This window comes from Pseudomonas sp. 39004 (assembly GCF_028682155.1).
GTDB classification, from domain to species: Bacteria; Pseudomonadota; Gammaproteobacteria; order Pseudomonadales; family Pseudomonadaceae; genus Aquipseudomonas; species Aquipseudomonas capeferrum.
Genome location: NZ_JANIAG010000174.1, coordinates 1 through 11,773, shown reverse-complemented (window position 1 = coordinate 11,773; position 11,773 = coordinate 1). Strand labels below are relative to the sequence as shown.

8 protein-coding genes are annotated in these 11,773 nt (G+C 64.0%); all 8 read left to right on the top strand.

The features are described 5' to 3' along the window. The first annotated feature begins 125 nt into the window (after positions 1-125). The 8 genes from NP534_RS22455 (at position 126) to NP534_RS22420 (ending at position 11,739) form a co-directional block, all read left to right on the top strand. A complete protein-coding gene (locus NP534_RS22455) occupies positions 126-1,514 on the top strand; it encodes a polynucleotide adenylyltransferase PcnB (protein ID WP_033701566.1) in 1,389 nt (462 codons plus the stop codon). Further along, positions 1,511-1,990, top strand: coding sequence for a 2-amino-4-hydroxy-6-hydroxymethyldihydropteridine diphosphokinase (gene folK, locus NP534_RS22450; RefSeq protein WP_274100151.1), 480 nt, complete (start codon positions 1,511-1,513; stop codon positions 1,988-1,990). Before NP534_RS22455 ends, folK begins: the two co-directional genes overlap by 4 nt. 246 nt (positions 1,991-2,236) lie before the next feature. Further along, the gene (gene panB, locus NP534_RS22445) at positions 2,237-3,037 is read left to right on the top strand and encodes a 3-methyl-2-oxobutanoate hydroxymethyltransferase (RefSeq protein ID WP_033701569.1); all 801 of its coding nucleotides are present in this window, start codon (positions 2,237-2,239) and stop codon (positions 3,035-3,037) included. After that, positions 3,034-3,897 carry a pantoate--beta-alanine ligase gene (gene panC, locus NP534_RS22440; RefSeq protein WP_033701570.1) on the top strand — a complete coding sequence of 288 codons (864 nt, stop codon included), beginning with the start codon at positions 3,034-3,036 and terminating at the stop codon, positions 3,895-3,897. The genes panB and panC overlap by 4 nt, the downstream gene beginning before the upstream one ends. A gap of 196 nt (positions 3,898-4,093) precedes the next feature. Further along, positions 4,094-5,758 (top strand): glucose-6-phosphate isomerase, encoded by a 1,665-nt coding sequence (pgi, locus tag NP534_RS22435; RefSeq protein WP_033701571.1) that lies wholly within the window; start codon positions 4,094-4,096, stop codon positions 5,756-5,758. A gap of 125 nt (positions 5,759-5,883) precedes the next feature. Further along, positions 5,884-7,818: an acetate--CoA ligase gene (gene acs, locus NP534_RS22430; protein WP_274100150.1), complete on the top strand. Its 1,935-nt coding sequence runs from the start codon at positions 5,884-5,886 to the stop codon at positions 7,816-7,818. Positions 7,819-7,860: 42 nt separating this feature from the next. After that, complete coding sequence (locus NP534_RS22425; protein ID WP_033701574.1) at positions 7,861-8,730, top strand: oxygenase MpaB family protein; 870 nt, start codon at positions 7,861-7,863, stop codon at positions 8,728-8,730. Positions 8,731-8,808: 78 nt separating this feature from the next. Next, positions 8,809-11,739 (top strand): DUF748 domain-containing protein, encoded by a 2,931-nt coding sequence (locus NP534_RS22420; RefSeq protein WP_274100149.1) that lies wholly within the window; start codon positions 8,809-8,811, stop codon positions 11,737-11,739. The last annotated feature ends 34 nt before the right edge of the window (positions 11,740-11,773 follow it).

Sequence of the window (11,773 nt, the reverse complement as noted above, 5' to 3'; positions counted from 1 at the left end):
TTCTCCCTTCTGGCAGTCATCCTGCTACCCGCCTACACCATTCCTTGAGTAAATGCTAGAATCCCCGCCCATCATGCGGCCATTCTCCTATTCTTGGCCGAACATTCCTTCAAACAGTGCATCCCATGCTGAAGAAGCTGTTCCAGTCGTTCCGCCCTCCCGTACCGGGCCAGCACCACCGGCGCACCACGCCCGAGGTGATCAACAAGAGCCAACACTCGCTGCAACGCCACCAGTTCAGCCGCCACGCGGTGAACATCGTCGAGCGCCTGCAGAGTGCGGGCTACCAGGCTTACCTGGTCGGTGGCTGTGTCCGCGACCTGATGCTGGGCATCACGCCCAAAGACTTCGACGTCGCCACCAGCGCCACGCCCGAACAGGTCCGTGCCGAGTTCCGTAACGCGCGCATCATTGGTCGCCGCTTCAAGCTGGTCCACGTGCATTTCGGCCGTGAGATCATCGAAGTCGCCACCTTCCGCGCCCACCACTCGGAAGACGACCAAGGTGATAACCACCGTTCGTCGCACAATGCCAGTGGCCGCATCCTGCGTGACAACGTGTACGGCACCCTGGAAGAAGACGCGCAACGCCGCGACTTCACCATCAATGCCCTCTACTACGACCCCGTCAGCGAGCGCATCCTCGATTACGCCAACGGCGTGCACGATGTGCGCAACCGCCTGTTGCGCCTGATCGGTGACCCAACCCACCGCTACCAGGAAGACCCGGTGCGCATGCTGCGTGCCGTGCGTTTCGCCGCCAAGCTCGACTTCGGCATCGAGAAGCACACGGTGCAGCCGATCCGCGAGTTGGCCCCGCTGCTGCGCGAGATCCCGCCTGCGCGCCTGTTCGAGGAAAGCCTCAAGCTGTTCCTCTCGGGCCAAGGTGCGATGGCCTTCGAAATGCTGGTCGACCTGCAGCTGTTCGAGCCGTTGTTCCCGGCCAGCGCGCAAGCCCTGGACGAACGCCCGAGCTACACCCACACCTTGATCAGCCAGGCGCTGACCAACACCGATCTGCGCGTCAAACAGGGCAAACCGGTCACGCCGGCCTTCCTCTTCGCCGCGCTGCTGTGGCCCGCCCTGCCGGCCCGTGTGCTGCACCTGCAAAACCAGGGTGTGCCACCGATCCCAGCCATGAACGGTGCGGCCCACGACCTGATCGCCGAACAGTGCGCACGCATTGCTATCCCGAAGCGTTTCACCCTGCCGATCCGCGAGATCTGGGACATGCAGGAACGCCTGCCACGTCGCAGCGGCAAGCGCGCCGACCAGTTGCTGGACAACCCGCGCTTCCGTGCCGGTTACGACTTCCTGCTGCTGCGTGAAAGCGCTGGCGAGGAAACCGATGACCTCGGCCAATGGTGGACTGACTACCAGGATGCCAACGACAGCCAGCGCCGCGACATGATCCGTGAGCTGGGCAGCCGCGACGAAGGTACCGGCGCCGGCCCGCGCAAGCGCAAACGCAGCCCCAGCAAGCGTAAACGCGGTGGCGACGAGGCGTTCGAGTGACAACGCGCGCCTACATCGGCCTGGGCAGCAACCTGGACGCGCCTGCAGAACAACTGCAAAACGCCTTCCAGGCGCTGGGCCAGGCCGAAGGCACCCGCCTGGTGGCGGCCTCGGGCCTGTTCACCAGCGACTCGCTGCTGCCTGGCCAGCCGCGCTACACCAACGCCGTGGCGGCGCTCGACACCTCGCTCGAGCCATTGGCCCTGCTCGACGCCCTGCAGGCCATCGAAAATGACCAGGGCCGCGTGCGCAAGGAGCGTTGGGGCCCTCGCACGCTCGACCTGGATATCCTGCTGTTCGGCGACCAGCTGATCGACGTGCCGCGCCTGCAGGTACCGCATTACCACATGCACGCCCGCGCCTTCGTGCTGTACCCCCTGGCCGAACTGGTGCCAGACGGCTTCTGCCTGCCCGATGGCCGCGAACTCGCCCAGCTCATCAGCGCCTGCCCGTTCGTCGGTCTCGAGCGCCTGTAATTCGGGCGCTCCAGGCGACGGTAACGCCAGTAACACCCTGTTCGTAACAATGCGGTAACAGGGTGATTGACTTCCCCCACCTCGCTCACGACTATAGGCGTCCCGTGTGGCACCCAAGTGCCGCATACCCGTATTTAGGCCCGGACGGACCTGCGAACATCACGCGCGATGATGTGCCGCTCCGGAAGATGACTACACGCGTTGTATGCAGTCGTTTTAACAGCGCCTGAACGAGGATTTTCCTACATGCCTGAAGTAACCCTGACCACCCTGCATGGCCTCAAGGCCAAGGGTGAAAAAATCACCATGCTGACCTGCTACGACGCGACCTTCGCCAAGGCCGCCAGCCAGGCCGGTGTCGAAGTGTTGCTGGTGGGCGACTCGCTGGGGATGGTCCTGCAAGGCCACGACAGCACACTGCCTGTGACCACGGCGGAAATGGCCTACCACACTGCCTGCGTCAAGCGTGGCAACGATGGCGCGCTGATTCTGGCCGACCTGCCGTTCATGGCGCACGCCACCCCCGAGCAGGCCTTCGCCAACTGCGCCACGCTGATGCAGGCCGGCGCCCACATGATCAAGCTCGAAGGCGCCGCCTGGCTGGCCGAGACCGTTCGCCTGCTGGCCGAGCGCGGTGTACCGGTGTGCGCGCACATGGGCCTGACGCCACAGACCGTCAACGTGCTGGGCGGTTACAAGGTGCAGGGCCGCCAGGAAGCCCAGGCGCGGCAGATGCGTGCCGACGCCATTGCCCTGGAACAAGCCGGCGCGGCCATGCTGCTGCTCGAATGCGTGCCAAGTGAACTGGCAGCGGAAATCACCCAGGCGGTGAGCATTCCGGTGATCGGCATCGGCGCCGGCAGCGCCACCGATGGCCAGGTGCTGGTGCTGCACGACATGCTTGGCCTGTCGCTGAGTGGCCGGGTACCGAAGTTCGTGAAGAACTTCATGGCCGGCCAGCCGGACATCGACAGCGCCCTCGCCGCCTACGTGAAGGCGGTCAAGGACGTCAGCTTCCCCGCCAGCGAACACGGGTTCAGCGCATGAACACTGTCAAGACCGTCCGCGAACTGCGCGCCGCCGTTGGCCGCGCCCGCGGCGAAGGCAAGCGCATCGCGTTCGTGCCGACCATGGGCAACCTGCACAGCGGCCATGCCGCCCTGGTGACCAAGGCCGCCCAGCGAGCCGATTTCGTGGTTGCCAGCATCTTCGTCAACCCGCTGCAGTTCGGCGTCAATGAAGACCTCGACGCCTACCCGCGCACCCTGGCTGCCGACCAGGAGCGCTTGCTCCAGGCCGGCTGCAACCTGCTGTTTGCCCCGACTGTCGACGAGATGTACCCCGACGGCATGAGCGTGCAAACCCGGGTAAGCGTGCCCCAGCTCTCCGAAGGCCTGTGCGGCGCCAGCCGGCCAGGGCATTTCGAAGGTGTGGCGACGGTGGTCAGCAAGCTGTTCAACATGGTCCAGCCGGACCTCGCCGTGTTCGGCGAGAAGGACTTCCAGCAGTTGGCCGTGATCCGCGCCATGGTGCGCGACCTGAACATGCCCATCCAGATCATCGGTGAGCCGACCGTGCGCGCCGAGGACGGCCTGGCGCTGTCGTCGCGCAATGGTTACCTCACGCCCGAGCAACGTGTTACCGCGCCTGCGCTGTACCGCACCCTGCAGCACATCGGGGCGGCGCTTGGCCGTGGCCAGCGTGATTTTGCGGCACTGGCCGCAGAAGGGCTGGCGCAACTGACCGCTGCGGGTTTGCGCCCGGACTATCTGGAAATTCGCCATGCCGTGAGCCTGCGCCCGGCGCTGATCGATGATCGGGACCTGGTGGTGATCGCAGCGGCTTACCTGGGTAACACCCGGTTGATCGACAACCTGTACCTGCACGTGGAAGACAAGACCGCCTGATCATGCGGTTTTCCGGGGGCGCTTTGCGCCCCTTTCGCGGCGCAAGGCCGCCCCTGCAACATACCGTGCAGACGCCCCGCGATATCCCGTCACGCCCCCCATTCCCCCCGCGCCGCCAATGCCTATAATGACTGCCTGCAACTGACAGCCAAGGCCAATGTCCAAGGCCTCACAACGCACCAAGGAACCCTCCGCAATGGCGTATTACCGTACACCCCATGATGTGACGGCCCTGCCCGCATGGCAGGCGCTCCAGCAACACCGCGACGCCATGCAAGACTTCAGCATGCGTGACGCCTTCGCCGCCGACCCCAAGCGCTTTGACCAGTTCTCGCTGAGCTGCTGCGGCTTGTTTCTCGACTACTCGAAAAACCTGATCAACGAACAAAGCCGTGACCTGCTGGTGAACCTGGCCAAAGAAGTCGGCCTGCAAGATGCCATCAAGTCGATGTTCAACGGCGAGATCATCAACGCCTCCGAAGGCCGCCCGGTGTTGCACACCGCCCTGCGCCGCCCGGTTGGCGACAAGCTCAGCGTCAACGGCGTCAACGTGATGCCCGAGGTGCACAAGGTGCTCAACCAGATCACCGAATTGGTGGGGCGCATCCACGATGGCCTGTGGCGCGGTTACAGCGAAAAACCGATCACCGACGTGGTCAACATCGGCATCGGCGGCTCGTTCCTTGGCCCCGAGCTGGTCTCCGAGGCACTGCTGCCCTACGCGCAACGTGGCGTGCGCTGCCACTACCTGGCGAACATCGATGGCAGCGAGTTCCACGAACTGTCGGCCAACCTGCGTGCCGAAACCACGCTGTTCATCGTTTCGTCGAAGTCGTTCAACACCCTCGAAACACTGAAGAACGCCATGGCCGCGCGTACCTGGTACCTGGCCCAGGGCGGTTCGGAAGCCGAGCTGTATCGCCACTTCATCGCGGTTTCCAGCAACAAGGCCGCCGCCGTGGCCTTCGGCATTCGCGAAGAGAACATCTTCCCGATGTGGGACTGGGTGGGTGGGCGCTATTCGCTGTGGTCGGCCATCGGCCTGCCGATCGCCCTGGCCATCGGCACCGCCAACTTCAAGGAGCTGCTGTCTGGCGCCTACACCATGGACCAGCACTTCCAGACCGCGCCGTTCGAACAGAACATGCCAGTGCTGCTGGCCCTGTTGGGCGTGTGGTATGGCAACTTCTGGGGCGCGCGCAGCCATGCGATCCTGCCGTATGACCACTACCTGCGTAACATCACCAAGCACTTGCAACAGCTGGACATGGAGTCCAATGGCAAGAGCGTGCTGCAGGACGGCACACCGGTGAACACCGACACCGGCCCGGTAATCTGGGGCGGCGTTGGCTGCAACGGCCAGCATGCCTACCACCAGTTGCTGCACCAGGGTACCCAGCTGATTCCGGCCGACTTCATCGTGCCGGTGGTGAGCTTCAACCCGGTTGCCGACCACCACCAGTGGCTGTACGCCAACTGCCTGTCGCAGAGCCAGGCGCTGATGCTCGGCAAGACCCGTGACGAAGCCGAGACCGAACTGCGCGGCAAAGGCCTGAACGAAGCAGACATCGAGAAGCTGGCGCCACACAAGGTGATCCCGGGCAACCGCCCGAGCAACACCCTGGTGGTCGAGCGCATCAGCCCGCGCCGCCTGGGCGCACTGGTGGCGATGTATGAGCACAAGGTCTTCGTGCAGAGCGTGATCTGGGGCATCAATGCCTTCGACCAGTGGGGCGTGGAGCTGGGCAAGGAGCTGGGCAAAGGTGTCTACCAGCGCCTTGTAGGCAGCCTGGAAGACAGCGCCGAAGACGGTTCGACCCAGGGCCTGATCAACTACTTCCGCGGCCGTCACCGCGGTTGATGCAGAAGGGCTCACCGCCAAGGTGGGCCCTTCGTCTTTCATGCCCAGGCGAACCCAGCCTGGCTACACTTGTCCATCGAATAGCCGTTGCAGTCCATCGCCCCGACAAGAGCAGGACAACCGCCATGTTCGATATACGCGACTACCCCCAGGCCCTGGCCGTCAGCCAATCGGCCACCCTCAGTGACGAAGAGTATCGCCGCCTCTACCAGCAATCGGTCGACGACCCCGATACGTTCTGGGCCGAGCAGGCCAAGCGCCTGGACTGGGTCAAGCCCTGGTCGAGCGTGCAGCAATGCGACCTGAAAACCGGCAAGGCCCGTTGGTTCGACGGCGGCCAGCTGAACGTCAGTTACAACTGCATCGACCGCCACCTGGCCACGCGCGGCGAACAGACCGCCTTGCTCTGGGAAGGCGACGACCCTAACGACGCCAAAGCCATCAGCTACCGCGAATTGCACCGCCAGGTCTGCCGCCTGGCCAATGCCCTGAAAGCGCGCGGGGTGAAAAAAGGCGACCGGGTCTGCATCTACATGCCGATGATCCCTGAAGCGGCCTTTGCCATGCTCGCCTGTACGCGGCTGGGCGCCGTGCACTCAGTGGTGTTTGGGGGCTTCTCGCCCGATGCCCTGCGCGATCGCATCCTCGATGCCGATTGCCGCACCGTGATCACCGCCGATGAAGGCGTGCGCGGGGGCAAGCGCATCCCGCTGAAGCTGAACGTCGACAAGGCTCTGGCCAACTGCCCCGATGTCAGCAGCGTATTCGTCGTGCGCCGCACCGGTGGCGACATCGCCTGGGATGAACGCCGCGACCTCTGGTATCACCAGGCAACCGAGCAGGCGGGTGACGACTGCCCGCCCGAACCCATGGGCGCAGAAGACCCGCTGTTCATCCTCTACACCTCCGGCAGCACCGGCAAACCCAAAGGCGTGTTGCATACCACCGCAGGCTACCTGCTGCAGGCCACACTCACTTTCAAGGTGGTGTTCGACTACCGCGAGGGTGAGGTGTTCTGGTGCACGGCGGACGTGGGCTGGGTCACCGGCCACAGCTACATCGTCTATGGCCCGCTGGCCAATGGTGCGATTTCACTGATGTTCGAAGGCGTGCCCAATTACCCGGACACATCGCGCTTCTGGCAGGTGGTGGACAAGCACCAGGTGAACATCTTCTACACCGCACCCACGGCCTTGCGCGCCCTCATGCGCGAAGGCTCCGGCCCGCTGCAGAGCACCTCGCGCCAGAGCCTGCGCCTGCTCGGCAGCGTTGGCGAGCCGATCAACCCGGAAGCGTGGGAATGGTATTTCGAAGAAGTCGGGCGCAAGCGCTGCCCGATCGTCGATACCTGGTGGCAGACCGAAACCGGCGGCATCATGCTCACCCCGTTGCCCAGCACCCAGCGGCTCAAGCCCGGCTGCGCCAGCCAGCCCATGTTCGGTGTGCAGCCAGTGCTGCTGGACGAAAAAGGCGCACTCATCGAAGGCCCCGGCGCCGGCCTGCTGGCCATCAAGGCCAGTTGGCCCGGGCAGATTCGCAGCGTCTATGGCGACCATCAGCGCATGGTCGAAACCTACTTCAAGCCCCTGCCCGGCTACTACTTCACCGGTGACGGCGCACGCCGCGATGCCGATGGCGACTACTGGATAACCGGGCGCATCGACGATGTGATCAACGTGTCCGGCCACCGCATCGGCACGGCAGAGGTGGAAAGCGCGCTGGTCCTGCACGACAGCGTCGCCGAAGCGGCAGTGGTCGGCTACCCCCATGACCTCAAGGGCCAGGGGGTGTACGCCTTTGTCACGACCATGAACGGCGTGGACCCCGACGACGCGCTCAAGGCCGAACTGCTGGCCCTGGTCAGCAAGGAAATCGGCAGCTTCGCCAAACCGGAACTGATCCAATGGGCGCCGGCGCTGCCCAAAACCCGCTCGGGCAAGATCATGCGGCGTATACTGCGCAAGATCGCCTGCAACGAGCTGGAAAACCTCGGCGATACCTCGACCCTGGCCGACCCGAGCGTGGTCCAGGGGTTGATCGACAAACGCCTCAACCAATAGCCGGCGGCACATGTTCATGGCCGCCCTGAACGACAGGTCGCCATGGAAGCCCTTCGCCGCCGCATCGAAACCCAGGTCATGAGCCTTACCGGGCTGGCCCTCGGCCAGCTCGACCTGGAATCGCCCAAGGGCGACCCTGGCCTGTTTGGCCCGCAAAGCATCAGTTGGCAGGTACACGGTGACTTCCCGAGCATGCTGGTCGGCGGCATCAGTGCCCTTATGCTGCAACTGCTGCACCCGCTGGCCCTGGCCGGAGTGTGGGACCACTCGAACTTTCGCCAGGACCTGCTCGGCCGTTTGCGCCGCACCAGCCAGTTCATTTCCGGCACCACCTTTGGCTCGACCCGCGACGCCGACTGGCTGATCGAAAAGGTCCGCACCATTCACCTGCAAGTCACCGGTACCGCGCCGGATGGCCGCCCCTATGCGGCCAGCGACCCGGGCTTGCTGACCTGGGTGCACGTCGCCGAGGTCAGCAGTTTTCTCGCCGCCCACCTGCGTTACCGCAACCCGCACCTGCCGCGTGCCGAGCAGGATGCCTACTACAACGAGATTGCCCTGATCGCCGAACGCCTTGGCGCCCGTGATGTGCCGCGCTCCTGCCAGCAAGTCGAAGACTACCTGCGGCAGATGCGCCCGCAGTTGCAGAGCGATGCGCGCAGCTTCGAGGTGGTCGACATCCTGCTTGCCGCACCGGCCCCCAGCCGCCTGGCGCAACCTGTCGGCAAGCTGATGCTTAACGCGGGCATCGACCTGCTGCCCGATTGGGCCCAGGCCATGCTCGGCCTGCAACAAGGTCCCTTGCAGCGCCGCATGATCCGCCTTGGCCTGCAACGCACGGCGCCGGTACTGCGCTGGGCCATGCGCGACGGCTCGGCGCATCGGGCAAAGCGCCGCATGGGCATCGAATGAGGCGAAATGGTCGCCTCAGCGGAACTGATTTAACGTGCCATACTCCAAGCACTCCTGCTTAGACAGACGAAGCGACACATGTACAAAGGATTGACTCGCGCCCTCGGCGCCATGCTGGCCCTCGTAGCCCTCTATAGCCTGCTCGGCTTCCTCATTCTTCCCGGTGTCGCCCTGCGCATCGCCAACCAGCAGTTGGCGCACTATGCCAGCGTGCCGGCGCACCTGCAGCGCATCGAGCTGAACCCCTTCAGCCTCGAACTGACGCTGTGGGGCTTGCAGATCGGCGAGCCTGGCAAGGAACAAGTCGGTTTCGAGCGGCTGTACGCCAACCTCTCGCTCGACAGCCTGTGGAGCGGTGCCCTGCACCTGACCGCAGTGGAACTCGACAAACCGCGCAATGAAGTGCTGTTCGCCAAAGACGGTACGCTCAACCTCACCCAGTTGTTCAAGTTGCCCGCCAGTGAGGCCAAGCCGGACCAGCCGCCCAGCGACCCGTTCCCGCTTCGCATCGGCAGCATCAAGCTCACCGAAGGTTACCTGCACTTCGAGGATCAACGCCCGAGCGAGCCGATCGAATTCCTCTACGACAACATGAACCTGGAGCTGAAAAACCTCAGCACCCTGCCGGACGACAATGCCGACATGACGCTGGTGGCCAACGGCCCCAACGGTGGGCGCATCGACTGGAAAGGCACCCTTGGCCTGTCGCCGATCGCCTCCGAAGGCACGCTGAAGATCACCGACGGCAAGATGAAACTGTTCTGGCCGTATGTGCGTGATGCCGTGCCGCTGGTGCTCGAAGACGGTGTGATCAGCCTCGATACCCACTACAAGCTCAACCTGTCCAAGCAGACCGAGCTGTTGCTGGACAACACCTCGGTACGCATCGCGCCTTTCGCCATCAAGGCGCCAGATGGGCGCAAACTCGCGCGTCTGGCCAGCCTGGAGGTGAGTGAAACCTCCATCGACCTGGCCAAGCAACAGGTGATCGTCGGCAAGATTCGTAGCGAAAAACTCGAAACCTGGGCTGCGCTGGAAAAAGACGGCCAACTCGATTGGCAGAAGCTGTTCGCCAGCCAACCGGCCAAGCCCACCCCCAAGGAAAAGGCCGAACCCGCCGCTGCCGAGCCTGCGCCCGATGCGCAAGCCGCCAACACGCCAAGCAAGCCCTGGCAGGTGCTGCTCAAGGACGTGCAGCTGCGCAACTACAGCGTGCACCTGGCAGACCGCAGCCAGAAGGAACCCGTGGCCCTGGACGTCGGCCCGCTGAATGTCGACCTGCAAGGCTTCGACAGCCTCAACCAGACGCCTTTCACGCTCAAGCTCGATACGGGTGTGGGCAAGCAAGGCAAGCTGCAGGCTGCTGGCCAGGTCAACCTGGCGCCGGTCTGGGCCAAGCTGGATGTCAGCACACGTGACATCGACCTGCGTGTGGCCCAGGCCTACATCAGCCCGTTCATCCTCCTGGAGCTTCGCAGCGGCATGCTCGCCAGCGACCTGAAGGTCGACTTGAAAAGTACCGAGCCACTGGCCTTCAACGTCGCCGGCAAGGCCCAGGTCAACCAGCTGCATACGCTCGACACCATCAAGGGCCGCGACTTCGTGAAGTGGCAGCAAGTGAACGTCGACGGCCTGTCGTATGTGCACGGTGATGCCTTGTCGATCGACAAGGTGACCCTGCTGCAGCCTTATGCGCGCTTCATCATCAACGAAGACCGCACCACCAACATCAACGACCTGCTGATCCCGCAACCGGCCGACGCGCCGGCCTCCAAGGCTGCCAAACCGGCCAGCAACGACAAGCCGTTGGGCATACACATCGGCCAGATCGACATCAACGACGGCTCGGCCAACTTCGCCGACCTGTCCCTCACGCCCAACTTCGCCACGGCCGTGCAACAGCTCAACGGCCAGGTCGGCACGATCGACAACCGTAAGCCGAACCCGGCCAAGGTGGACATCAAGGGCAAGGTCGACCGCTATGCGCCGGTTACCATCAAGGGTGCGCTCAACCCGTTCAACCCGCTGGCCAGCCTGGATATCGCCACCAGCTTCAAGCGGGTCGAACTGACCACGCTGACGCCCTACTCCGGCAAGTTCGCAGGCTTCCGTATCCGCAAGGGCCGGCTCAACCTCGACCTGCACTACCTGATCACCAACGGCCAGCTCAAGGCCGAGAACAAGGTGGTGGTCGAGCAATTGCAGCTGGGCGAAAAGGTCGACAGCCCGGATGCCGTGGACCTGCCGATCCGCCTGGCGGTGGCACTGCTCAAGGATACCGAAGGCAAGATCTCCATCGAGTTGCCGGTGACGGGTGACCTCAACAACCCGCAGTTCAGCGTCATGCCGATTGTCTGGCAAACCCTGCGCAACCTGGTGTTGCGCGCGGCCCAGGCACCGTTCAAGTTCATTGGCGGGCTGATTGCTGGCGGGGGCTCGGAAGACCTTGGCAACGTGTCGTTCACCCCAGGCTCGAGTGAACTCAGTGGCGACGCCCAGTCGTCGCTGGACAAACTGGCCTCGGCCCTCAAGGAGCGCCCGGAGCTGCGCCTGGAAATCGAAGGCACCAGCGCGCAGACCAGCGACGGCCCGTTGATCGCCCAGCAGCGCCTGGACCGCGAGTACCAGGCCACCTGGTACAAGATCCTGCAGCGTCGTGGCGACAAGGTGCCTGCCAATGCCTCGATGCTGGTGATCGACGACAGCGACAAACCGGCGATGCTCGAAGGCATCTACCGCAATCGCCTGAAGCAGCAACCACCGGCTGAGTGGGAACAACTGGGGCGCGACGAGCGCACCGCCAAGCTGCGTGAAGCGGTGATCAAGTCCTGGGCCGAGAGCGCCCCCTTGCTGCGTACGCTCGGCCAGGAGCGGGCCAGCAGCATCAAGGACTACCTGGTGGACAAGGGCAAGCTGGAAGACGACCGGGTGTACTTCATCGATACCACCCTGGGTCAGGCTGAGAAGGATGGCCGGGTGATCACCCCGATGCACCTGGATGCCGAGTGATCAGGATGCCGATTGCCGCACCGTGATCACCGCC